General features: G+C 33.8%; 21 protein-coding genes. 15 read left to right on the forward strand and 6 right to left on the reverse strand.

The features are described 5' to 3' along the window. Positions 1 to 14 precede the first annotated feature (14 nt). The gene (locus ACQ654_RS12945) at positions 15 to 1,307 is read left to right on the forward strand and encodes an AAA family ATPase (protein ID WP_430410757.1); all 1,293 of its coding nucleotides are present in this window, start codon (positions 15 to 17) and stop codon (positions 1,305 to 1,307) included. Next, a complete protein-coding gene (locus ACQ654_RS12950; RefSeq protein WP_430410758.1) occupies positions 1,304 to 2,533 on the forward strand; it encodes a tetratricopeptide repeat protein in 1,230 nt (409 codons plus the stop codon). Before ACQ654_RS12945 ends, ACQ654_RS12950 begins: the two co-directional genes overlap by 4 nt. A 291-nt stretch (positions 2,534 to 2,824) precedes the next feature. Here the strand turns inward: ACQ654_RS12950 and ACQ654_RS12955 are convergent, their stop codons facing one another. From ACQ654_RS12955 to ACQ654_RS12965, 3 genes are all read right to left on the reverse strand, one after another. Continuing rightward, complete coding sequence (locus ACQ654_RS12955) at positions 2,825 to 3,427, reverse strand: DUF1877 family protein (protein ID WP_430410759.1); 603 nt, start codon at positions 3,425 to 3,427, stop codon at positions 2,825 to 2,827. 27 nt (positions 3,428 to 3,454) lie between these two features. Then, entirely contained in the window at positions 3,455 to 4,396 is a 942-nt protein-coding gene (locus ACQ654_RS12960; protein ID WP_430410760.1) for a hypothetical protein, read from the reverse strand. Positions 4,397 to 4,506: 110 nt separating this feature from the next. Beyond that, on the reverse strand, positions 4,507 to 7,179 hold the full coding sequence (locus ACQ654_RS12965; RefSeq protein ID WP_430410761.1) for a DEAD/DEAH box helicase family protein: 2,673 nt from the start codon (positions 7,177 to 7,179) through the stop codon (positions 4,507 to 4,509). Positions 7,180 to 7,399: 220 nt separating this feature from the next. On the opposite strand from ACQ654_RS12965, the gene hemB reads away from it, so the two are divergent. The 3 genes from hemB (at position 7,400) to ACQ654_RS12980 (ending at position 9,286) form a co-directional block, all read left to right on the forward strand. Continuing rightward, positions 7,400 to 8,374 (forward strand): porphobilinogen synthase, encoded by a 975-nt coding sequence (gene hemB / locus ACQ654_RS12970; protein WP_430410762.1) that lies wholly within the window; start codon positions 7,400 to 7,402, stop codon positions 8,372 to 8,374. A gap of 3 nt (positions 8,375 to 8,377) precedes the next feature. Then, positions 8,378 to 8,593, forward strand: coding sequence for a hypothetical protein (locus ACQ654_RS12975; RefSeq protein ID WP_430410763.1), 216 nt, complete (start codon positions 8,378 to 8,380; stop codon positions 8,591 to 8,593). Between the two features lie 186 nt (positions 8,594 to 8,779). Beyond that, positions 8,780 to 9,286, forward strand: a complete 507-nt coding sequence (locus tag ACQ654_RS12980; protein WP_430410764.1) for a DinB family protein — start codon at positions 8,780 to 8,782, stop codon at positions 9,284 to 9,286. Between the two features lie 79 nt (positions 9,287 to 9,365). Here the strand turns inward: ACQ654_RS12980 and ACQ654_RS12985 are convergent, their stop codons facing one another. After that, positions 9,366 to 9,533, reverse strand: coding sequence for a hypothetical protein (locus ACQ654_RS12985; protein WP_430410765.1), 168 nt, complete (start codon positions 9,531 to 9,533; stop codon positions 9,366 to 9,368). 252 nt (positions 9,534 to 9,785) lie between these two features. Between ACQ654_RS12985 and ACQ654_RS12990 the strand changes: the two genes are divergently transcribed. From ACQ654_RS12990 to ACQ654_RS13005, 4 genes are all read left to right on the forward strand, one after another. Continuing rightward, entirely contained in the window at positions 9,786 to 10,865 is a 1,080-nt protein-coding gene (locus ACQ654_RS12990) for a CNNM domain-containing protein (protein ID WP_430410766.1), read from the forward strand. A 211-nt stretch (positions 10,866 to 11,076) separates the two neighbouring features. Then, positions 11,077 to 11,562: a methylated-DNA--[protein]-cysteine S-methyltransferase gene (locus tag ACQ654_RS12995; RefSeq protein ID WP_430410767.1), complete on the forward strand. Its 486-nt coding sequence runs from the start codon at positions 11,077 to 11,079 to the stop codon at positions 11,560 to 11,562. Positions 11,563 to 11,838: 276 nt separating this feature from the next. Then, on the forward strand, positions 11,839 to 12,321 hold the full coding sequence (locus tag ACQ654_RS13000; RefSeq protein ID WP_430410768.1) for a PaaI family thioesterase: 483 nt from the start codon (positions 11,839 to 11,841) through the stop codon (positions 12,319 to 12,321). Positions 12,322 to 12,369: 48 nt separating this feature from the next. Next, positions 12,370 to 13,083 (forward strand): 3'-5' exonuclease, encoded by a 714-nt coding sequence (locus ACQ654_RS13005; protein ID WP_430410769.1) that lies wholly within the window; start codon positions 12,370 to 12,372, stop codon positions 13,081 to 13,083. A gap of 127 nt (positions 13,084 to 13,210) precedes the next feature. Here the strand turns inward: ACQ654_RS13005 and ACQ654_RS13010 are convergent, their stop codons facing one another. Next, positions 13,211 to 14,269 (reverse strand): hypothetical protein, encoded by a 1,059-nt coding sequence (locus tag ACQ654_RS13010; RefSeq protein WP_430410770.1) that lies wholly within the window; start codon positions 14,267 to 14,269, stop codon positions 13,211 to 13,213. A 521-nt stretch (positions 14,270 to 14,790) separates the two neighbouring features. Beyond that, positions 14,791 to 18,639 (reverse strand): S8 family serine peptidase, encoded by a 3,849-nt coding sequence (locus ACQ654_RS13015; RefSeq protein WP_430410771.1) that lies wholly within the window; start codon positions 18,637 to 18,639, stop codon positions 14,791 to 14,793. Positions 18,640 to 19,101: 462 nt separating this feature from the next. Between ACQ654_RS13015 and ACQ654_RS13020 the strand changes: the two genes are divergently transcribed. The 6 genes from ACQ654_RS13020 to ACQ654_RS13045 all read left to right on the forward strand — a co-directional run bounded on the left by ACQ654_RS13020 (position 19,102) and on the right by ACQ654_RS13045 (position 23,745). After that, complete coding sequence (locus tag ACQ654_RS13020) at positions 19,102 to 20,772, forward strand: ABC transporter ATP-binding protein (RefSeq protein ID WP_430410772.1); 1,671 nt, start codon at positions 19,102 to 19,104, stop codon at positions 20,770 to 20,772. Positions 20,773 to 20,895: 123 nt separating this feature from the next. Next, positions 20,896 to 21,054, forward strand: coding sequence for a hypothetical protein (locus ACQ654_RS13025; protein WP_430410773.1), 159 nt, complete (start codon positions 20,896 to 20,898; stop codon positions 21,052 to 21,054). A gap of 140 nt (positions 21,055 to 21,194) precedes the next feature. Continuing rightward, a complete protein-coding gene (locus ACQ654_RS13030; RefSeq protein WP_430410774.1) occupies positions 21,195 to 21,368 on the forward strand; it encodes a hypothetical protein in 174 nt (57 codons plus the stop codon). 120 nt (positions 21,369 to 21,488) lie between these two features. Further along, positions 21,489 to 21,704, forward strand: a complete 216-nt coding sequence (locus ACQ654_RS13035) for a hypothetical protein (RefSeq protein WP_430410775.1) — start codon at positions 21,489 to 21,491, stop codon at positions 21,702 to 21,704. Positions 21,705 to 21,853: 149 nt separating this feature from the next. Further along, a complete protein-coding gene (locus ACQ654_RS13040) occupies positions 21,854 to 22,084 on the forward strand; it encodes a hypothetical protein (RefSeq protein WP_430410776.1) in 231 nt (76 codons plus the stop codon). A 101-nt stretch (positions 22,085 to 22,185) separates the two neighbouring features. After that, positions 22,186 to 23,745 (forward strand): class I SAM-dependent methyltransferase, encoded by a 1,560-nt coding sequence (locus ACQ654_RS13045; RefSeq protein ID WP_430410777.1) that lies wholly within the window; start codon positions 22,186 to 22,188, stop codon positions 23,743 to 23,745. Positions 23,746 to 23,963: the final 218 nt, after the last annotated feature.

Below are 23,963 nucleotides of genomic sequence, written 5' to 3' on the forward strand. Positions count from 1 at the left end.
AAAAAACAAACCGAATGTTAGAAAGTTTATTAGAAGCATTACAATTTTCTCCCAACAATATTCCACTCAAACTTCAAGTTGCAAAACTATACATGCAACAAGCTAGTTTTACCGAAGCGGAACAACAATTGATTGAAATTATTGATTTAGACAATAATCATATAGAAGCAAAATACGAATTGGCAAGTTGTTTTTACAAACAGCAAAAAATTACAGCAGCTGAAGTGCTATTGGAAGAAATTATCAAAGTAAATACGCATCAGAAGTATTTAGAATTGTTGTGCTATTGCCAAATAAATCAAGAAAATCATAGTGACGCGCAAGAAACCTATAAAGAATTACTGAATCTTGATCCTTCTTATGAAAACGAAGATTTTGACAATGTATTAAAAGTAAATACAACGCGCGACCCCGAATTTATTGATGAAGATGGTTTATCATTCCTCAAAAAGCCCAGTACCAATTTTGCAAGTATTGGTGGTATGGATGATATCAAAAAAGAAATTGATCTTAAAATTATAAAACCGTTAGAACATCAAGATTTGTACAAAGCCTACGGCAAAAAAATTGGTGGTGGAATTCTTTTATACGGTCCGCCAGGTTGTGGAAAAACACATATTGCACGTGCAACGGCAGGAGAAATTAACGCAAACTTTATCAACATCGGAATCAATGATATTTTAGACATGTGGATTGGAAATTCTGAGAAAAATCTGCACGAAATATTTGAAGTTGCCAGAGCAAACAAACCGTGTGTGGTTTTTATTGATGAAATTGATGCGCTTGGCGCGAATAGAAACGACGTGAACAAAACTTCAGGCAGATCGGTCATCAATCAGTTTTTAGCCGAATTGGACGGAATTGACGCTGACAACGACGGAATTTTAGTGTTAGGTGCAACCAACGCGCCTTGGCATTTAGATCCGGCTTTTCGTCGTCCAGGACGTTTTGATCGTATCATATTTGTATCGCCGCCAGACGTGGAAGCTAAAGCGTCAATTTTTAACATTCATCTTAAAGAAAAACCAACAGAAACCATTGATTATATGGCGTTGGCAAAAGCGGCAAAGGAATTTTCCGGAGCTGATATTCAAGCCGCAATTGATGTTGCTATTGAGCAAAAACTAGAAGCTTCGTTTACAGATGGCATTCCAAAACCATTGACCACAAAAGATATATTAAAAGCTATCAAAAAAGTAAAACCAAGCACAAAAGAATGGTTTGTATCTTCAAAAAACTATGCATTGTATGCAAATGATAGCGGATTGTACGATGACATTTTAGCATATTTAAAAATTAAGAAATGATCGAATCAAAAAATCATCAACGTGGCGTTCAGTTATTTGAGTTAGGACGTTTCAACGAAGCCATTCCATATCTCAGTCAAGCCATCACGGAAAGTGTATACAATTACGCAAGTAAATATTATTTGGCATTGTGTTTTTTCAATATTGAAGCCTTTGATAAATCGTCAAAAATTATTGATGAATTATTGAGCGAAACACCAAATGAAGGCAATTTATTTTTCTTAAAAAGTCAAATTGCGGCACAATTAGATAAAGCTACGGAAGCATTAAACTTGGTCAATCAAAGCATTGAACTAAATCCGTATGAAGCTGATTATTTTGGTTTTAAAGGCATGTTATTAATGGGAAGTAAAAAGTTTGAAGAAGCGTTACATACTGTAAATGAAGGCTTACAACTGAATCCTAAAAATAACGCTTGTCTTAATTTACGCGCACGTTTATTGACAAAATTAAATCGAAAAGAAGAAGCAGACGAAACGGTTGAACATTTATTATTTGACAATCCTGAAGATGATTACGCGCATGCAAATGTTGGTTGGGTTGCGCTGGAAAATGGCGATACAAAAAAGGCATTGCATCATTTTAAACAAGCGTTGCAACTAAATCCGAACATGCAATATGCGCGTGAAGGAATGTCAACGGCGTTAAAATCGAAGAATTTCTTGTACAAATGGTATTTAAAATATGCCTTTTGGATGAGCAAACAATCGTCCAGAAATCAATGGATTTTTATCATTGGTTTGTATGTTGTTTACCGATTGGGAATTGGATTGTTAGAAGCATCTGATTTGACCTTTTTAATCATTCCGTTGGTTGTAGTATACTTAGTTTTTGTACTTGGCGGATGGATTATGGAATCGTTATCAAACACGATATTATTGGCAGATTCTTATGGAAAATACCTTTTAACAGACAATGAAAAGTATAGTGGGTACGCTTTTGGCGGATTGATTTTTGCAGGATTTGCCTCAGTAATTGTTTATTTTATACTTGGAAATCCGCTTTTCATGTTATGGGGATTTGGATTTTTCTGTGCATTGCTACCATTACCAGGATCGTTTTTACGAGAAAAAAAACGCACACGCATGATTGGTCTTTTCTATGGAATTGCTATGATTTGCGTAGGACTTTTTGGAATCTTTTTTACAGGAGATATTATGTTGCTTGGCGGAATTATTTTAGGAATGATGGTGGTGTATACGTGGTTGAGTAATTTTATTTCTTGAAAATATATTTAATATAAATTCGACATAGATTTCTTTTAAATAAAATCTTAAAAACAGCTACTAAACCAGTTTTAAAATACTAAATTTTTGGTTTTTACTTTCGTTTTAGCTCAAGCAGTTTCTGTTTTCTTAGTAAGAATTCGTGAATCTTCGATGTTTATATTCGCCCAAAGACTACTGAATCAAGTTCAGCACAGGCTTCACCAAAGAAATGGCGCTTTTTCAGGGATATTTCTAGTTTTTCTTTACTAATGAACTGAGACTGTTTTAATCAAATTGCATTTATTATTCTCAATATTTTATCACTAAAACAGAACCGTTTACTGCAAGAGCATTTTCTAAAAACATTTTAGTTTCATTAAATATTTTTAATAATTCGTCTGTTTTCTCATGTAATTGTTCAATTTTATAAACTCCTTCATCAACCATATTTTTATAATCATACAGCTTGTATAAATCTTCAAAAGAAACTGAATCAAGCACTTTTTTCTTGTTCCGTAACATATTTATAGTCCAATACACCAAAGGAAATCCTTGACCCGATTCACAAACATCATGTTTAATTCCATCATAGAAAAAGGGAGTTACATCTCTAAAATTTTTGGTTGCGTTTTCATTTTTAGCCAATAAATAATCGAAGATTTTATATGTTCTATTGGTGTCAAGGTAGAATTTGGAATGAAATGTACTTTCTGGATAATACTTTACTAAATCTTGCGCATCTTTATGAAACTCAATCCAGTCTGAATGCCCAAAATCTGTACAATCATTTTCGAAAGCATGAGGAAGAGAAAAAACTGCATCACAGTATTCAGAATCTCTATTTTTCGTTGCCTTTTTTAAAATATATTCTACTTCTTTTGGTACTGCTAACAAACACAAATCAATCGCCATTATTTATACATTTAATAGTGTCAAAAACTACTTTTTAGGTTTATCTACCAAAATATACAAACCAGCTTCAGCTTCTTTTCCATAAATAGCTATCGCTGCTTCCGATTCAAAATAAAGAAAATCTTTATTCTCCAAATTACAGCTACTTTTCTTTCCGTGTCGCGCATTTATAAAGTCTTTATAGTCAATTCTTTTATGGTTTTGAATAACTATTGGATTCTTTTTAACATAGTGACCTATTCCTCCCATAATCAAAATTAATGGATACGCGTCTATAACATATTCCGAATTAAGTTGTTTTTTGGATAGAATAAAATCTTTGTCATCATACATCATTTGAGTTGTTTTTCCAGATTCAGTTTCAACTTCCTCATACGAAACTCTGATTACATTATCATTGTCAATCAATTCAACTGGAATTTCTAAAGAAAAAGATCCGTCTTCTGAGCTATATGCTGAGAGTATTTTTTGAACCGTTACAAAAATGATTTTAGCATTCTTAACTGGCTTTCCGCTTTTTTGTGTGCTCACTTTTCCTTTAAAAGTGATAAAATCATCGGATGAAGATATTTTAGGATTTGATTGATTTCGTTTGATATTTGATTTTGAAGATAAATTTGTTGTTTGTACAAACTCAGTTGATGCTTTTTGGTTTTGTGCATATGCAGTTTGGCCAACAGCTAAAGTTGATGCAAGTAGTAAACTCGCGGCAATATTGGAATATGGTAAACTGTATTTTTTTTGAATTTCAAAATCAATTAATGGCGTTTCTAATTGCTTTTTGGTAAGTCTAGCACAAATTTCGCCTCTTGAATTTTTGATTTTTTCTGAGATTTCTAATTGACTCAACTTCGTAAAATCGATCACATTTTTTGAACAAACATTACAAAAACTCCCTTTTTCATTGGGTTTCATGTTGTCCCATTGTTCGCTACATGCTTTGTTAAGCTTTAGAAATTTACTTTTCATAATTCGTCGGTTTTAATGTGTATGAATGTTTGAAGCTAGTTATTTCTTAACGAAAATCAATAAGAAAAATTTTACTGCTTAAACAAATATGTGAATCAAAAACAATACCATTACTTCCAAATCACTTCTTTTTTAGTTGCCTTTTTCAACACATTGGTTACATGAAACAAACGTGCTTTAATCAATAATTTTCGACCAACAAGGGTTCGTGTGAAATGCAATTTTGCATCACCAATATATCGATTCCAATTGTCTAAAAAAACCAACGCATCTTTCTTATTGGAACTACAAATAGCAGGAACTGAAAAATAATTTTGCCAATCAGATTTTGAACCAAAAATGCTTGTTTTTTCAAGTATATATCGTGGATTTTCTATCGGATTCAACACTTCTTGCATTGCTTTTACAAACAACGCACTTTCTACACGTGTAGCACCATACATATTACAAACTGTATCGCCGCCGTATAAATGTTCTGATCGAATATCAATTTCGTCGAGATTGGTGGTAAAATATCCAAGTTCATTCAAGGTTTGTAAAACGGTTTCACCAATAACAATCATATTTTTATGTACAAATCGCGATTGTACATAGACACGAATTCTCGTAAATATTTTAAATGCTAGGAAAATTCCTAGTACAGAAAGTATACCATATATTCCATACAAAACGCCCATTTCCATGTTCATAAAAGCTTCATAAAAATAAAATTGTATCAATATAATTGCAACGCCAATAGAAAGTTCGGCAGAAATATATGTTGCTAAATCGCGATGATAAATTTCTTTTCTACGTACGCCACTACTTCTATTTTCGTTAAAATATTGTATTTCGGTCGTTAACGAATTTCCTTTTTTAATCGCCGTTTGCCAAGCACTTCGAATCTGTGTTCTATTTTTTGCTAACGCGAATGTACGCTCGTTTAAATTTTCAATGTGTTCCGTTTCAAATGTTGATGGTAGCTTTAATCTGCCAATTCCTGTACTGATGTAAATCGGTTTTGTATTTGAAACTCCAACAAACGCATGAAAGCGACGTTCTAGTTTTGCCAAATCACTTCCAGCATTTTTTAAAGTTGGATCAATACAAGCTAAATGCCAAATAGTGCTTACTTTTTCAGGATTTCCTTGTTGTGATCGAATGGCGCGTCCACGCATTTGATTTGAAGAAACATACGACCCAACAAAAGATGCTAAAATGAGCGTATTGATGGCTGGAGAATCCCAACCTTCGCCCAATAACGACTTGGTTCCTACCAAAATGGTAATGTGTCCAAGTTCAAATAATTTGGTAATATCAGCTACCAAATCAGATTTTACTTTTGTACTTATTTTAATATTTACAAATCTGTCATCGCAATCTAACAATGAATATTTGTATTCCTTTTCAGGATTAATTGTTGCCAGAATTTCCAAACATGCTTTTGGAATAATTACCATCGTTCCTGAAAGTACTGCCAAGCTTGAAATATCTACTAACGATGTACGCACATGTTGAAAAATGGGCAATACACCTAATAAATTTACAGCTGCAATATCTTGATACGTCAAAAATTCCTTCCGAATATAATCTGTTAAAATAACTGCACGTAATTGTGTTTGTAGATTTTCATGTTCGTTGTATAAGATATCAACAATACTTCTGAGTTTGCTTGGACTATTTGCTAGTGTTTTATACAAATCTTCATCGCCAAAAATACGTACACGCTTTTTATTGAGCATTCCGTTTCTGCGCAAGCGATTTTCTAGTTTTTGCAGAAACTCTTCATGTATAAACAATTGCTCACGATCAGAAAATACAAGGTTTTGCAATAAAATTTCGATCCAATCATAATCTAAAATTGGCAAACTGACTTTTTTGTTTTCTTCAAAACCTAAAACTTCTAACAGAAATGGATTGATTTCTAGACCAATTGATTTTAGAAAGATTAAAATGCTCGAAAAGTAACTTGGTTCTTTGTAGATTTCTTCTAGAATTTCATCCGTAACATTCAAAAAACGATGCGTTGTTAAGGTCGAAATAAACGTTTCATGCTGTTGTAAATCACTAACAAATGAAGCTACTTTTTCTCTGTAATCAACAATGGCTTTAATTTGCGCTTCATTAGGTATAGAGAAATGTATAAAATCTTGATGCGGACACAAATCGCCTTCTTTCACCAAATCGGGTACAGCAATTTCTTCATCAATCGGACCGCATAATTCAAAATACCGTGATAATTCTTGATCTGTACTATCAATCGGCGGTGTTGCCGTTAAGGCAATCGTTGTTAACTTGCGATCATCTTTCAACGCAAACAAACATTTCCACCATTCATTTTTTAAATGATGCGCTTCATCTAACACAATGGCTTCAATTCCGTACGATTCAAAATATGCTAAAAATGCTTCTTTTGTATCAAATGATTTGTAAAACGTATGCAATGCCTGATACGTCACAAACGTTAACATTTCGGGTTGTTTAATGTCAAAAGAATAGTCTGTAAACGTACTATCTTTCGTAAAAAAAGAAAGCAATCGATCTTTCCATTGATTCCGAATCGTTAACGTTGGTGCAAACACAATCGTTTTCTTTTGCACTCTACGGAGCATTTCAATACCTAAAATCGTTTTTCCAGAACCTGGCGGTGCCACCACATGCAAATGATTGTCATTCAAATGCAAATTGAAATGCTTCAGAAACTTCTCTTGATAATTTCGCCAAGAAAACTGAAATTGTAACGATTCAAATGGCGTACTTGATATGACTTTTGGTATATTCGGTGTATTATTTTTTGAACTCATCTTGAATTTTCTGCTTCCTAAAAAATGGCTGAAATTCGCTCATACTTCAGGTATTTTCTTGTGCGTAGCGATGCTATGCCTTTTAAAAATATCTTTATCTGAACAAATTTCAACTCATTTTCGGTTAAAAATAAAAAGTCAAGATGAGTTCATTATCTTTGTGATGTCTAAAATAGAAAAGATATTTTAGACATCTTGATTTTTTTATAAATAACAATATATGTTTCCACTTCGAAGAAATAGACGTTTACGTACCAATGCCGCTATTCGTGGTTTGGTAAGAGAAAATATAATTACTCCAAATGATTTTTTAGTGCCACTTTTTGTGGTTGAAGGCAACGGTGTGAAAGAAGAAATTGCATCCATGCCAAATTATTACCGACACAGTTTAGATACGTTGGTTGATGAAGTAAAACTACTTTGGAGTTTAGGATTACGCTCAGTATTGCTTTTTGTAAAAGTGCCTGATAATTTAAAGGATAATAAAGGTACAGAAGCGTTAAGCCCTGATGGTTTGATGCAACGTGCGATTAAAACCGTTAAAAATACCTGTCCGGATATGATTGTTATGACAGATGTTGCGCTTGATCCATATTCTTCTTTTGGTCATGATGGCATTGTAGAAGAAGGAAAAATTGTCAATGATGCTACCGTAGAAGTGTTGGCAGCAATGAGCGTTTCCCATGCGGAAGCTGGTGCTAATATTGTTGCACCAAGTGATATGATGGACGGACGTATTTTAAGCATCCGAGAAGCGTTGGAAGATGAAGGTTTTGTCGATGTTGGCATTATGAGTTACAGTGCAAAATACGCGTCTGCATTTTACGGACCGTTCCGTGATGCACTCGACTCTGCTCCTGGATTTGGTGATAAAAAAACCTATCAAATGGATCCTGCAAATCGTCATGAAGCCATGCGCGAAACCGAAATGGACATTGACGAAGGCGCAGATATTGTGATGGTAAAACCTGGTATGGCGTATTTAGATATTGTTCGTGATGTTAAGAACGAATTTGATGTTCCTGTTGCGGTGTATCAAGTGAGTGGCGAATATGCAATGATTAAAGCAGCGGCTGAAAAAGGTTGGCTGAATCATGATCAAGTGATGCTAGAATCGATTATGGCATTTAAACGTGCTGGTGCAGCTATAATTGCGAGTTATTTTGCGAAAGATGTTATTAAATTATTGTCGTAACCTATGAAAATTGTCTGTTCCATATTTGCTTTTATTATTTTGGCTGGAACAGGTTTGCTCTATTTTTCTTTGACCAATCAAACTGAATATACAGAGTGTAATATGGATGTTCCTGTACTTTTCTGTGGTACAGTTTCTCCGCCATTGAGTGAAGAAGCAAAAGTTGGAAAACAGTTATTTTATGCAAATTGTGCCGCTTGTCATAAACTAGACAAGTAATCTACAGGTCCGTATTTACGAAATATAAACGAGCGTTTTACAACAGAAGATATTATTAAATTTATACGAAATGATTTTTCAAGCACAATAAAATATACTGACGAAAGAGGTTATAAATGTACTTTATTTTCAAATTTGTCTGATGAAGATATTCAAACTATATTACACTACACTAACTAACTTTTTATGAAAAAATACATCTTTCTTATTATCATTTTCGTGAGTGCATTCGCGAAAGCACAAGACACGCCAATTACTGCTTTTTTGGAAAAATGGGAGAATTCTAAAAATTATTTGGTTGAAATGGCGGCAGCAATGCCAGAAGATGCATATGACTTTAAACCTACAGAGCGCCAGAAAACGTTTAAAGAGCAATTGTTACATATTAAAGGAAATATGGATTGGTTGAGCACAACGTACTTTGCAAAGGATAAAAAAGATACTAAAAAACAAACGTATACTACAAAAGCAGAAGTGATCAAGGCACTAAAAGAAGCATTTGATAATACAACTACCATTATTAAAACAGCAACTCCAGAAGAATTGAAAGAAATTGTAGAATTTTTTGCAGGTCCAAAAACAAAGTTGCAAATCTTGAATTTATTACAAGATCACGTCACACATCATAGAGGACAACTTATTGTATATTTAAATTTAAATGATGTAAAACCACCGAAGTATCGTGGTTGGTAGAGTATAAAATTGAATACTTTTTAAAGTAAAAGCTGTTTTGAAGTTTTACGTTTCAAAACAGCTTCTATTTTTTATAATCCTATGGCCACCAGTCTAAAATACATGAAACTTGTGGTCTTGAAAGACATCTTACTGGTTCTGGACCTACTGGCTCAGCTGGTTTGTAAGGCGGTCTTCCTCCACTTGCTTCTGCTATTGTTGATTTTTTAATATTCAACTTGTCTAAACTTACATTCTTTTTTTTCATTTTAATAAAGTTTTGATTTAATTATGAAACAAACTTAAACTCCAAAACTCATCAAAACAACTACATATACTTACCTTTTATAAAGGATTGGGTTATGTTTTATAAAATATCAGCACTATTTTTGTAACAAAAGCGCAAACAATACATCGAATAAATAAACCACGAAAACAGAAACTTTGTCGATTCGCGTCAATATCTGAACTATTGATTAAAATATTCTCTAAATTCGCTATACACAATTTTTAAACAACCATGACACTATTAATATTTTACGGAGTTATCTCTATTTTCTTTTCGTTCCTATGTTCCATCTTGGAAGCAGTTTTATTAAGCGTTACGCCAACGTTTGTAAATATTAAAAAGAAAGAAGGAAAACCCTTTGCAAATGCTTTAAAAGCATTAAAACAAGATGTTGACAAGCCTCTAATTGCTATTCTTACTTTAAATACTATAGCACATACTGTTGGCGCTATTTTAGTAGGAACAGAAGCAAAAAAACTATATGGAGATGGCGATAGTTATGGTGTATTTATTATTTCTGTTATTATGACCATTTTAATTTTAGTAGCTTCTGAAATTATTCCAAAAACCATTGGTGCTAAGTATTGGAGACAATTGGCAAATTTTACCACAAAAACACTTGGAATTATGGTCACAATTTTAAAATACACAGGAATTCTGTGGGTTTTACAATTATTTACCAAGATTATTGGAAGTAAAGGACATGGTGAAAGCGTGCTGAGTCGGGAAGATTTTGGTGCAATGGCAGAAATTGCAACAGATAAAGGCGTATTTCAAGAGTCGGAAAGTAAAGTGATTCGTAATTTATTAGGGTTTAAAGATATTTTAGTAAAAGATGTAATGACGCCGCGATCTGTATTAAAGATTGATGCTTCAACTAAAACGATTCAAGAATTTTTTGATGAAAACCCTAATTTGAAGTTTTCAAGAATTCCAATTCATGGAGAAAAAGAAGATGATATTATTGGATATTTTTTGAAAGATAAATTGATGGAAGCCATTATTCATGGTAAAGGTGAAGAACCGTTGGAATCTATCAAGCGAGAATTGTTGGTGACTGATCGTAATTTACCAATTCCAGAATTGTTTGAAAAACTTATTGAACACCGTGAACACATTGCTTTAGTGGTGGACGAATACGGTTCGGTAAGCGGTTTGGTAAGTCAGGAAGATGTAATTGAAACCTTATTAGGTTTGGAAATTATGGACGAAAGTGATAATGTGGCAGACTTACAACAACTAGCTAGAAAGAGCTGGGAAAAACGTGCGAAAAAGCTTGGATTGATTGAAAAAAATAACCCAGAAGAATAAATCTACTGGGTAATTTGTCATTGGCTTTTTTAATTACCAACTACTAACAACTATCTTAATGCTGATATGTGATAAACTTAGTTTTTCTAGCAAATAGGAATAGATACTAGTTAAGTTTATAGTAACATTTTGGGCATAACAAATCTATAAAAAAAACGCATTTCATCTGCATTTATAGTAGTTTTATCGATGAATCATACGTTTAGTTTCGATGAATACACATACGGCATACATAAAAACACCTTTAGGAATTACACGACTTGTTTCGGAAGAAAATGGTATTACAGAAATTTCTGTTTTAGATGATGTTTCTGATATTTTTCTGACGGAATTTATACCAGAATCGCTTCAAGATTGTGTAAAGCAATTACACGAATATTTTGAAGGAACGCGAACCGAATTTCAATTACCATTTGCACCAAAAGGAACCGTTTTTCAACAAAAAGTATGGAAAGCCCTAAACGAAATTCCTTACGGAAAAACATGTTCCTATTTAGAACTTTCCAAACGTTTGGGTGATGTAAAAGCCATTCGTGCTGTAGCGGCGGCAAATGGCAAAAACCCACTATGGATTGTAACACCTTGCCATAGAGTTATTGGAAGTGATGGCTCGTTAACAGGCTATGCTGGCGGATTGTGGCGTAAAAAATGGTTATTAGCTCATGAAAATCCTGTAAAGCAACAATCGTTATTTTAATGTAAATTTACTAGAACAACGGTTTTTCGGTTTTAGTTTTCCGGCGAGAAAACTAAAAATACCTGCCAAAAAAGTGCTCTTTCTTTTGTGAAGCCTGTACTGCACTTGATTCAGTTTTCTTTGGGCTAACAAAGAAAATGAAAATTAATGGTTGAAAAAGAATTCTTTTTTAGTTCATTTAAGTATTAATTAACTTAGAGCTTTGATACACATTACATCAAAATCAGATTATTAAATATTATGTACAAAACCGCTACCAACATTCTTAAAAAATTCATGTCAACTTCAGCAATTTTCAAACATGGATTCAATTTATCACCAATGTATCGTCGCACAACAGCACGCGTTACTCATATTACAGACGATTTAAAAGAAGTGAAGATTAAAATTCCATTAAGCTATAAAAACAAAAATTATGTCGGTGCTATTTTTGGCGGAAGTATGTTTGCCGCAACCGATCCAATTTACATGATTCAACTCATGCAAATTTTAGGTGAAGACTATGTCATTTGGGACAAATCAGCTACGATAAATTACAAACGTCCTGCAAAACAAGCGTTAGTTTGTGAGTTTAAATTTACAGATAGCGAAATTGAAGCCATTAAAAAACGTGTGCAAAACGAACAGGAAATTACAATTGAAAAAACAACGTATTTGGTGAATACGGAAAAAATCGTTTTTGCAGAAGTCATCAAAATCTTATATATTGCTGAAAAGCAATTCTACAAAGAAAAGCTTAAAAATAGAGCTTCGTCTTAACTTTATATACAACTATTTTACCCTTTTTAACGTACTAAAGTAAAGACTATGTTACATAAAATTAATCTAGAACACATCTTGTTTTTAGATATTGAAACCGTTCCAGAGCATCCATCTTATGATCAATTAGATGCTGATGAAAAAGCACTTTGGGAACAAAAAACTACGTACCAACGTAAAGACGAATTTACAGCTGAAGAATTCTACGACAGAGCAGGAATTTGGGCAGAATTTGGTAAAATTATTTGTATTTCTGTAGGTTATTTTGCCGATAAAGGTGATGTCCGAAATTTTAGAACAACTTCTTTTTATGGAGAAGAAACGCACTTATTGCAAGAGTTTCGAACACTTTTAGAAACACATTTTAGCAGACCTCATCATTTGTTATGTGCACATAACGGAAAAGAATTTGATTTTCCTTATATCGCCAGAAGAATGATTATTAACGGAATGACATTGCCTTTTAAGTTGAATCTTTTCGGAAAAAAACCTTGGGAAATTGCACATTTGGATACACTTGAATTGTGGAAATTTGGCGATTATAAACATTATACTTCTTTAAAATTGATGACAAAAGTATTGGGCATTCCATCTCCGAAAGATGATATTGATGGAAGCCAAGTGCGAAATGTGTTTTATGAAGAAAATAACATTGATCGTATTATTGTGTATTGTGAAAAAGATGTCATTGCTGTCGCACAGATTTTACTCAGACTTCGAAATGAAGATTTATTGATGGATGATGAAGTGTTACATGTGTAGAATTGGGTATTAGATTTTGGGTTGCCTCACTCTTGGATTTTTAGACTTCTTGAATGGTTATAAGATTAAAAAAGTAATAAAGTTTTCAAAAAAGGGCTTTATTATTTTTTTAATATAGCTTGCACTACTACATTATTAATGAAATATAAAGCACAATCATTATTATAGTATATGCAATTGGAAACCCATATCTAAAGTATTTTAATAATGGAAGTTTATCTCCTTCATCTTCTATACCGTTAATTCGATGATTTATAATTACGGCCAATATTCCTAAAAATATAAAAACATACCCTACAATAATTACGTATTCGATAAAGGTATTGTACGGAAGTCTTGGAAGTATGGATGCGGAATAGAAATTAAATGCTACAACTGTCAACATTAACGTAAATCCGACACCAATTTGCGATCCAAACTCTTTTATCCAAAAAATAGAGAATGATGCTAAGATGATTATCAGCAATGGAAATAATACTTGCCACTTGTAATATCCGGACAATCTTTTTGCTTTGACTTCAAAAATGACTCTGGAGTATAAATTCTTTTTAGAATTCACTTTCTCATCCATATATTTATATTCCTTTGTTACAACATGAGCATCACTATTTATAAATTTCCAATCCTCTCCAAGATAGTCGTTCTCATCTTCTTCTAGGAATAACTTAGGATTTTTTAAAACAATTTTTTCATTCCCATAAGAAAACGACTCAATGATTACTTTGTAACTTTGTGAATCAAAAGGAAACTTAGTGAAGTCCATATTTGTGCTACATGTGGCAAAGAAACGTTCTTCATATTCAATAGTGCCATCTGAATAGATTTCAATGCTAATATTAGATCTTTCTCGACTGCCTTGAACATTTATAAGTTCAAATGCAGGAACCCATAGTTCGCTATTCATGAGTTTTCGTGCCTTATCATTTTCAAAAACCACTGTATTAGCTGTGGAATCTTTAAGGTAAGATATGGCGTGTTCATTTTTCCACGAGTACACAAAATAACCATCAATTTGATACGTTTCATGTACCGAATTGATATTGTAAATTTTATTAATCCGTAGTTTAACAGAAACCTCTAAAGGTTCCTTTTCTTTTGGAATATTAAAATTCTCTTGCTGACCTGCAAATGATTGTACAGATAATAACAAAATAAAAATGTATAGAATATTAATGGGTAATTTCATTTTATAAGAGTTGGTAATTTTAATTTTCATTAAGAGTTGTTGACATTGTTGGGCATTTTAAAAGCCTTCAATTTAGTGAATACTAATTTAATAGAAAACCCTTGAAGGTTTTTATAGCGAAGCTTTTAACTATTGCAACGCTATTCTGTGAAAAATTACAGAATCAAAAGGGGCAAACTTTTTTCTCTACATTAGCCCAATAGAAGAATATGATATGTACAAAACGACTATGCATTCAGGTTTTGGATTTGCAGATCAATTGATGGAACTGCGGATGCGTTTTTATAGTCTTTTAAAAAATACTTTAAAAACTTATGATTCACTATTTATGAATACGCAGTAAATGTATTATTGTTGTATGATTACAGTGTTCAGTAAAGTAAAGGTAGAAATCCACAATTAGTACTTCAGAGTGGATTTCCATTTACATGGGAATGACATTTTTACTTAAATACAAAAAGCCCAAACCTATAATGGTTTGGGCTTTTAAGCACTCTATTTACTAGTTATTGGGTAGGTTATTATTGTTTTATAAATCTTTTTGTTACTGATTTCAATCCAGCTTCAATTTGAATCATATATACACCTGTTTGTAATCTTTCAACATTAATAGTTCCAGAAGCAACTTTTCCTTTAGCTACTTGTTGTCCCATCATATTGGTAATAGTATAACTTGCGTTATCCTGCGTAGTTGTTACATGTAACGTTGATCCTTTTACAGGATTTGGATAAATTTTCACATCAAACGAAGCTGTAGCAGTATCGTCCGTTGTAGTTACATAATTATTTGTTGCAGTTGTTGCAGCAGCTGTTAAGCAGAAATTTGTAGTATCTGATGTAGTAAATGATCCTCCTGAAGCTAATGTTGCTCCACTATCATTGTTTGTTAATGTAAATGAACCATTACCAAAAGAACAGCAAATTCCATCACCATATGCATCTGTAATAGTGAAATCATAACATCCATCATCTAAGCATCCAACATCAATATTTAATGTTGATCCGTCAGCTTGAGAAGCATACGTTCCTCCAGAAGCGACTACTGTTCCTCCACTATTTGTAATTTGCCAGCTTGTTTCTTCTGGATAATCATCAAAAGTAATTGATAATGAAACATTAGAGCATGATGGTCCACTTCCGCCACCTGTTGTAAGACTTACATCATCTATTGCAATATCTGCTTGCCATGTAGATCCTGTAATTCTGTTAAATCTTAACTGTACATTTCCACCAACATATGCAGATAAATTTACACTAGCAGACAACCAAGAGTTTCCTTGATTTCCTGTTTCGCTCCATAAAGAAGTCCATGTAGCTCCATCATCATCACTTGCTTCTAATGAAATACTTCCCATGTCAGTTGCTCCATACATATGATAGCTAAAGTCAAATGTAGCTTGTGTTTCTCCACTTAAATCAAAACATGGAGAATTCAAAATTGCTTGTTTTGTAGGATATCCTGTTCCGTTTCCTGATGCTTCAACATATACATAATATGTTCCTTCAGAAGCACTAGATGGTCCTGTACTACCAGAAGGCGTTCCAGAAGCGTCAACTGTCCAATCAATATCATCTGCTGTAGACTGCGTCCATCCGCCTAAGGTATTTTCAAATCCTTCACTATATGGGAATGATGTTACTTGACCTGTACAGCTTCCTGTACTCGCGGCATTTACATTTACTGTTCTTGACACTTGAGTTGCTGCATTTCCAGCTGCATCACTTACATTATAGTTTAGTGTATACGTTCCTTCTACAGAAGTATTTACAGTACCTGTTACTACAATACTTGACGTTAAGTTTCCGTCAATATTATCCGTTGCTGTTGCGCCTGGATCTGTGAAAGAATCTCCAACTGTTAAAGTAATTGTAGCCGCGCCAGTTAATGTAATTACTGGTGCTGTTGTATCTGCTGATGCACCTACTGCTGTTACAGATAAATCGTCAACGGCAATGTCACTAGACCATCCGCCGCCTGTAACTCCAACAATTCTTAGTTTTACTTTTTGTCCTAAGTATGCACTTAGATTTACTGAAGTATCATTCCATTGATTTCCTTTGTTTCCTGAATCTGTCCATAAGTTTGCCCAAGAAGTTCCGTCAGTGGAACCTTGAACAGTTATTGATCCTACATCAGTACCATACATATGGTTTTTAAAAGTAAATGTAGCTGTAGATTTTCCTGCAAGATCAAAACAATTACTTTCTAAGATTGCAGTTCCGTTATTTCCAATTTGTCCTGTACTTCCATTTGTAGAAGCTTCAAGGAATAAATAGTTAGATCCTTCTCCAGCCGAAGTTGGTCCAGTTCCAGAAGATGGTGTACTTCCACTTGTTCGTACCCAGTTACCGTCGTCTCCTGTGAGTTGTGTCCAACCATCATTTACTTCAAATCCTTCACTATACGGGAACGATGTTATTGTAGCTGAACAAAATGATGGTACTGCCGCTGTTGTAAAGTTTACAGAAGCACTGTATGATGAGTTTCCACTAGTACATTTACTACGAACTTGTACTTCGTATTGTGTAGATGCTGCTAATCCGCTTAATGTTGTAGATGTAGAAGTAACTGCATTTGTTGTCCAAGAAGAACTTCCTGTTGCTCTGTAACGAACATCATATGTTGCTGCAGTTACTGCACTCCAGCTAACATCTGCTCCAGAAGTTGTAATTGCTGCAGTTGAAACTCCCGTTGGAGTTGTTGCCGTACAAACTACTGGTGTTCCTGTTAATCCAGTTACAATTAGCGAGAAGTTTTGACTTCCGCCAACTAATGAACCTTTGTGTGTTACTGTAATTGTGTATGTTCCTGAAGCTCCAGAAACATCTACTCTTTCGTAAGGATCAACATCGTTGTCGCGTTGTGCATTTGTAGTTGCTCCTGTTAACTCATATGGTAAATAACTTGTTCCACCCTTTGTAACTCTTATATCTAAATCGTTTACTAATACTGGTGTTGTAGAGTTTACCGTTGAATTTGCTGTTCCTGCACGATCTGTCCACGAAATAGATGCTAATAATGGACTAGTTCCATCAGAATCAACTGTAATACTGTATGTTTGCCCAGAAGTTAATGTTAATTGTTCAACTTTAGACTCACTACCATTTTCAGTAATTACCTCAGCGGCACGTTTTGAGTTCATTAATCCCCAACCAAAAACAGCATCAGGTCCTGAAGCTCCAGCATCATCTGCAGTATGTAAAACTATCCCTTTTATTGTCGCTGCTCTTGCAAAAGAACCGTTGGTATTGTTGTAATGTTGTTGTAATAATAATACAGAACCTGCTACATTTGGCGAAGCCATTGAAGTTCCTGTAATAGAATTGTATGCTGTATCACTATTTTGATATGTAGAATATACGTCTGTACCGTTTCCTGTAATATCTGGTTTAATACGGAAATCATCTGTTGGACCTTCACTACTAGAGCTATTGATTGATACAGAAACTAAGTTTCCACTACTGTCAATATTTGCATCTTGTGCATTGGCAACTACTAAGTTGTTTTTAGCAGTAGAATGTCCTGTTAATTTATCAAATCCTGATCCACCAGTAGGATTAGTGTTTGCAGTGTTGTCGTTTCCATCATTTCCAGCAGCAACAACCATTAGGTAGTTTGGTGCGTTGAATAATATTTCATCCCAATCACGTGATTCGTCAATGTATCCACCAAAATAGTTTTGTGGCAATTGTACTTGACCAAATTGGTTTCTAGTAGCAAATCCATAAGAATGGTTTGAAACTAGCATTCCATTAGAAGCCGCTGTAGTTGCTTCTGCTTTATCACTATTCCAGTCGTACCCAATAGCGCTTGCATGTGGTGCCATTCCTTTTGCATTGGCTACAACTCCAGAAGCCATAATGGTTCCAGTAACGTGTGCTGAGTGATAGTTTAAGGCACCTGAATCTCCTGTAGAGAAACGATTGTTTCCTCCTGCTCCATCATATTCTTGGTGTGTTGCTCTGGCAACTCCACCATCCCAAACATACGCCGTCATGTTTTGTCCCATCAAATTTAATCCGAGAGAACCACCATTATTTAAATGATCTGTTCTAGTAGAACGTGCCGCATCTACATTAAATGTAGTGTAGTATATAGGTCTTCCATCAGCCGTTACTTTTTGTAGTTCAATTAAAGTTCCATCTGGCAATGTTTTTCTAATGTCCCAACCATTTTGTTGCGCCATTCGAATCGCTTTTTGCTTTTCTTGCACTTGTGTAGTTGTGAATTTGTTTTGTAATGTTCCTAACTTTTGCACATCATACTGACTTACAATTTGCTGCTTTTCCGCAACTGTTTGTGCAAATGAAGTTTGAGCAAAGAACATTCCTAGAGCTAGTAGCCCTATTGAGAAGTACTTGTTTTTCATTGGTAATAGGTTATTGGTTAATTTAAAACACTTAGCAAACATAAAGGAAGAGTCAAGATGTAAAGTTTGTACGAATAAGGTTTTAAAATTTCGTAGCTAAAATGCATCAAGGGTGTATACTCGCCATTTTTTATTTTTACTAATTCTCAGCAAAAGTGTTAAATTTTAGTTAATATTCTATGAAATTATCTATTTTTTCGATGAATTACACGTTTTTTTATGAAATTTCTATATATCACAAATTACCAATATAAAGTTAAAGACTTGATTTTGAGCTATTTTCTACTAAATTGATAGAGTATCTATGGTTTTTCTTTTTTTTACTAAAAACTCCTCAAAACAGGTAACATTGTGTACATTTTTTCAGCTTCACGCAAATTTTATGAAGTATACGAAAGTGAATTTTCAAAAAGACACTATTATACAACAGCGTAGTTCAATTCGTTTGTGTATTTTTGAATTATGAGCAGCTTGTTAGCTATTAAAAATTTAAGTATTTCTTTTAAAGGAAATGAAGTGATTCATGGAATTTCTTATACGCTTTCCGCGAATGAAATTTTAGGAATTGTTGGTGAATCTGGTAGTGGAAAATCGGTTTCTTCGTTGGCTATTTTAGGTTTGTTACCTAAAAAACATACAACGATTACAGGAGAAATATTGTATGATAATCAGAATTTAATTTCTTTAGATAATAAAGAGTTTCAACGCATACGCGGAAATGAAATTTCAATGATTTTTCAAGAACCGATGAGTTCGTTAAATCCTTCTATGACCTGTGGCAAACAAGTTGAAGAAGTGTTACTACAACACAAACAATCTACTAAGAAAGTAGTGAAAGCAGCTGTTTTGTCTTTATTTGAGAAGGTAAAGTTGCCCAGAGTTGCTGACATGTATAGTTCGTATCCGCATCAATTGAGTGGCGGACAAAAGCAACGTGTTATGATTGCAATGGCTATTGCGTGCAAACCAAAAATTTTGATTGCTGACGAGCCTACTACTGCATTAGATGTTACGGTTCAGAAAGAGATTATTTTGTTGTTGAAGGAACTGCAACAAGAAACCCAAATGGGCATTGTTTTTATTTCGCATGATTTGTCATTGGTAAGTGAAATTGCCGATGAAATTATTGTCATGTATAAAGGTGCTATTGTTGAGCGTGGAAAAACACGCACTTTATTTTCAAACCCAACACACGAATATACCAAAGCATTATTGAAGTCAAAACCATCGTTGGCAGTTCGGTTAAAAAGGCTTCCTACCATTCAAGATGTCTTGGCAGGCACGGTTTCGGATACGGTGGTAAGTGTTACAGAACGCGCCAAACACCACAAGTCTATCTACGCGAAAGCGCCATTATTAGAGGTGAAAAATGTATCAAAGTCATTTTTTAGCAATGCAGGTCTTTTTGGCAAATCTACGGAAGTGAAAGCTGTAAACGACGTTAGTTTTTCATTGTATGAAGGCGAAACACTTGGTTTGGTTGGCGAATCGGGTTGTGGAAAATCTACTTTAGGAAATACTATTTTGCAATTGCACAAAGCCACCGAAGGACAAATTTTATATAAAGGACAAGATATTACCAAGTTGTCAAAATCTGCAATTAGAAGTTTACGAAAAGAGATTCAGATTATTTTTCAAGATCCTTTTGCGTCGTTAAATCCGCGAATTCCTATTGGAAACGCCATTTTAGAACCAATGAAAGTACATGGTTTGTATGCAAATGACGCCGAACGAAAAGAAAAAGTGTTGGCGTTATTGGAACGTGTTGGACTTGACGCTTCGTATTACAGTAGGTATCCGCATGAGTTTTCTGGTGGACAACGCCAACGTATTGGAATTGCACGTACAATTGCCTTGCAACCAAAGTTGATTATTTGTGACGAATCGGTTTCAGCGTTGGATATTTCGGTTCAGGCACAAGTGTTAAATTTGCTGAATGAATTGAAAGATAATTTTGGATTTACCTATATTTTTATTTCGCACGATTTGGCGGTTGTAAAGTATATTTCTGATCAGTTATTAGTGATGAATGCAGGACAGATTGAAGAGTTGGGTGAAGCTGACGCTATTTATGCACATCCAACATCAAACTACACAAAAACCTTAATTGACGCCATTCCAAAGGGGATTTAATCTCCATGTATTTCCTTCTTTAAAATAGTGTTTATACTGTAAAAATATTTTTTCTATTGGTACATCTTTGCACCAAACAAAAAATAGAAAATCATGAAAAAACAAACATTAAACACTTTGTCATTGAACAAGAAAACAGTTTCAAACTTAGACGTATTAACACAGTTAAAAGGTGGTGCGACTAATACAACTACACCTATTAAACCACAAAATCCTGATCCGATACCAGCTAGTTTTGTACCTCGTTGTCATAGCAAGTATGTGATTTGCCCACTATGGTAATATGATACGTATTTGTTATATATACTTATAACGATCGTTTTAGAAGCTTAAACAATTGATTCAGAAATTTTTGAAAGTAATCTGTATTTCCTTTGAGTAGTTTTAGTAATGAAAATAGTAATCATTAAAATTTAATCATTATGAAAAAACAAACATTAAAAAGTTTATCATTAAACAAAAAAGTAATTTCTGAATTGAAAGGTGGAGCAGATACTGTTGCAACTCCATTAACAGTAAAGTCGTGTCCGCCGGAAGTACCAGCTTCTTGGTTTCCTCGTTGTCATAGTAAATATAATCCGTGCCCGATGTGGTAATATTATACCTACGAACGCCTTAGAAGCTTAAACAATTGATTCAGAAGTTTTTAAAAGCAACCTGTGTTTCCTTTGAGTAGTTTTAGTAATGAAAATAATAATCATTAAAATTTAACTCTCATGAAAAAGAAAGCACTGAATAACTTATCATTAAATAAAAAGACGATTTCTAAATTAATTTTAGAAATGGATATTAAAGGTGGTGTACAAGCGGCCTCAGATGGACCGACAACTTGTCAAGTATGTCCTACTCCATCTTCATCTAAGCCAGACCCAACTCCTGCTTCTGATCCAGCTATTTGTAGCGGAAGATGGGAACAGTGTCCAATTATTTAAATAACTTCATTGAAAAATTAACGAGGCTGTCCAAAAAGTAATCCTTTTTTAGACAGCCTTATTTTTTTAGCGAACAGGAACTTTTTAAGTGTTTTAAGCGTCTATATAAATGTAATTATGAAAATACTAATCATTAAAAATCAAACAGTATGAAAAAGAAAACAATTTCAAATTTGAATCTCAAAAAAAGAGTCATTTCTGACTTGAATCAATTAAACCATGTTAGAGGTGGAGAACAAAGTATTACGATATCATCTATGAAATGTATTAATACGGTACTTTCTTTGTTGACGTATTGTCCAGAACCAGAACCACAACCTGAACCAACTTCTTATATTCCAGTATGTGATAGTAAGTTTCAAGATTGTCCAATTTTTTAATATATAAGATTTATATAAACAGAAGAAAAATGTATTAAAAGTGAGTTAAAGCTCACTTTTTCTTTTTTTCTACATACTAAAAATATGTATCTTTAAAAGATATGAGCTTAACTAGAGAAGAAAAAAGAATATTACGATCGTTATTGTTTAAACATCAAGATGGAATTGCTATTACGGCAATTATTGCCACTTTAGAACGCCACGCCATTTTTGATTTTTTGGCTACACATAAAACAACTTCCGTTGCTACTATTCTTGAAAAGTTTCCACAATTTCATGCAGGTTATTTAAATGTTGCTTTGCGTAGTTTGGCTTCACAAGGCATTTTAACGTATGAAGTTACACAAGAGGAAGTTCGTATTGAAGTTACTTCAAAGTTTACAGCATTTCAACGGCATAGTACACATTACGTAAAGTTTGATCAATTATTCACCTATTATTACGAATTGTTTCAACAGCCATTTCAGTTTCCGTTAGCAAATCCTCATAAACTGTATGAGTTGGCTTCTTATTTAACAAACGCTCGGAGTGTACTGAGTACTGACGCGTATTTTCAAGTAGAGATTGCTACACATTTAGAAGGTGTTTTGTTGGCGCCTTTGCTGGTATATTTAGGATATAATGCCGATTTAGAAAGCTTGGATATTACTACTTTTTTAGCAGATGCTTCCATTTTGAAATTGTTTAGTTTGCTTGAATTGCATGATGGAAATTCGTTGACACAAAAAGGTAATTTTCTGTTTACTAAAAGCTATGCGTATGGTGTCACCGTTTCGTACACACCAATTATGCGACATATGGAAACCTATTTGACAGGTGATTTTTTACCTTTCTTTCAGCAAGATCATTTAGGAAATGAGCAACATGTTTTTAGAGGTATTAATGTTTGGGGAAGTGGCGGAAGTCATGCAACATATTTTAATAAATTTGATGCTGTTTTGGTTGACATTTTTAACAAACCACTTGCCAAACAACCAAAAGGAATTATTGATGTTGGTTGTGGAAATGGCGCATTATTGGAACATATTTTTGATTTAATTTGGAATCAGACCCAACGTAGAGATGATTTGGGTGCTAATAAGTTAATTCTTGTAGGCGCTGATTATAATAAGGAAGCGTTGTTGAGTACCAAACGAAATTTAGAGAAAGCCAATGTTTGGGCAGAAGTTGTTTGGGGCGATATTGGAAATCCTGCAGAGATTGACAGAAAGTTACAAGAGTTATACAATGTAAAGTTGGAAGAGCTGCTTAATGTACGTTCGTTTTTAGATCACAATCGTCCGTTTAACACGCCAATTGGAAGTTATACAGATAGTTTGTTATCTACAGGTGCATTTGCACATCGTGGAACATTGTTGCACAATAGTGATGTTGCCCAAAGCTTGATAGAGCATTTTCAGAAATGGAAGCCATATATTCAACATCACGGACTATTGTTTATTGAGTTGCATACGGTTTCGCCAAATGTAGTTTCATTAAATTTAGGCAAAACACCTTGTACGGCATATGATGTTACACATGGTTTTTCCGATCAGTATATTGTGGAATTGGATGTGTTTTTAGATGCAATTGCTAAAGCTGGAATTACGATTGATCCGACACATTCGTATCGTTTCCCAAGTGATCAAATTTCTACGGTTAGTATTAATTTGATTCAATAGTAATTAAATAAACATTCTACAAACTGCATCTTGTGATTTTCATTTAAATAAACACAATTATTTTTCTGATAATTCCAGTTTCAACCCTAAAAAGTTAATGAACTTAAAATGAGGTAATTAATTATTTTTCGGTTTTCTTTTGTTTTTTTATTTCACAATTAACATTTATTATTCTCCTTTTTTGAAACTACGTTTGCTAGTAACAAAGCAAGCATTGC

The sequence above is a fragment of the Kordia sp. genome (assembly GCF_965283645.1).
Taxonomy (GTDB): domain Bacteria; phylum Bacteroidota; class Bacteroidia; order Flavobacteriales; family Flavobacteriaceae; genus Kordia.

Coding starts and splice junctions, on each gene's coding strand:
- ACQ654_RS12945 (WP_430410757.1), top strand. CDS start 15: ATGTTAGAAAGTTTATTAGAAGCATTACAATTTTCTCCCAACAATATT.
- ACQ654_RS12950 (WP_430410758.1), top strand. CDS start 1,304: ATGATCGAATCAAAAAATCATCAACGTGGCGTTCAGTTATTTGAGTTA.
- ACQ654_RS12955 (WP_430410759.1), bottom strand. CDS start 3,427: ATGGCGATTGATTTGTGTTTGTTAGCAGTACCAAAAGAAGTAGAATAT.
- ACQ654_RS12960 (WP_430410760.1), bottom strand. CDS start 4,396: ATGAAAAGTAAATTTCTAAAGCTTAACAAAGCATGTAGCGAACAATGG.
- ACQ654_RS12965 (WP_430410761.1), bottom strand. CDS start 7,179: ATGAGTTCAAAAAATAATACACCGAATATACCAAAAGTCATATCAAGT.
- hemB (WP_430410762.1), top strand. CDS start 7,400: ATGTTTCCACTTCGAAGAAATAGACGTTTACGTACCAATGCCGCTATT.
- ACQ654_RS12975 (WP_430410763.1), top strand. CDS start 8,378: ATGAAAATTGTCTGTTCCATATTTGCTTTTATTATTTTGGCTGGAACA.
- ACQ654_RS12980 (WP_430410764.1), top strand. CDS start 8,780: ATGAAAAAATACATCTTTCTTATTATCATTTTCGTGAGTGCATTCGCG.
- ACQ654_RS12985 (WP_430410765.1), bottom strand. CDS start 9,533: ATGAAAAAAAAGAATGTAAGTTTAGACAAGTTGAATATTAAAAAATCA.
- ACQ654_RS12990 (WP_430410766.1), top strand. CDS start 9,786: ATGACACTATTAATATTTTACGGAGTTATCTCTATTTTCTTTTCGTTC.
- ACQ654_RS12995 (WP_430410767.1), top strand. CDS start 11,077: ATGAATACACATACGGCATACATAAAAACACCTTTAGGAATTACACGA.
- ACQ654_RS13000 (WP_430410768.1), top strand. CDS start 11,839: ATGTCAACTTCAGCAATTTTCAAACATGGATTCAATTTATCACCAATG.
- ACQ654_RS13005 (WP_430410769.1), top strand. CDS start 12,370: ATGTTACATAAAATTAATCTAGAACACATCTTGTTTTTAGATATTGAA.
- ACQ654_RS13010 (WP_430410770.1), bottom strand. CDS start 14,269: ATGAAATTACCCATTAATATTCTATACATTTTTATTTTGTTATTATCT.
- ACQ654_RS13015 (WP_430410771.1), bottom strand. CDS start 18,639: ATGAAAAACAAGTACTTCTCAATAGGGCTACTAGCTCTAGGAATGTTC.
- ACQ654_RS13020 (WP_430410772.1), top strand. CDS start 19,102: ATGAGCAGCTTGTTAGCTATTAAAAATTTAAGTATTTCTTTTAAAGGA.
- ACQ654_RS13030 (WP_430410774.1), top strand. CDS start 21,195: ATGAAAAAACAAACATTAAAAAGTTTATCATTAAACAAAAAAGTAATT.
- ACQ654_RS13035 (WP_430410775.1), top strand. CDS start 21,489: ATGAAAAAGAAAGCACTGAATAACTTATCATTAAATAAAAAGACGATT.
- ACQ654_RS13040 (WP_430410776.1), top strand. CDS start 21,854: ATGAAAAAGAAAACAATTTCAAATTTGAATCTCAAAAAAAGAGTCATT.
- ACQ654_RS13045 (WP_430410777.1), top strand. CDS start 22,186: ATGAGCTTAACTAGAGAAGAAAAAAGAATATTACGATCGTTATTGTTT.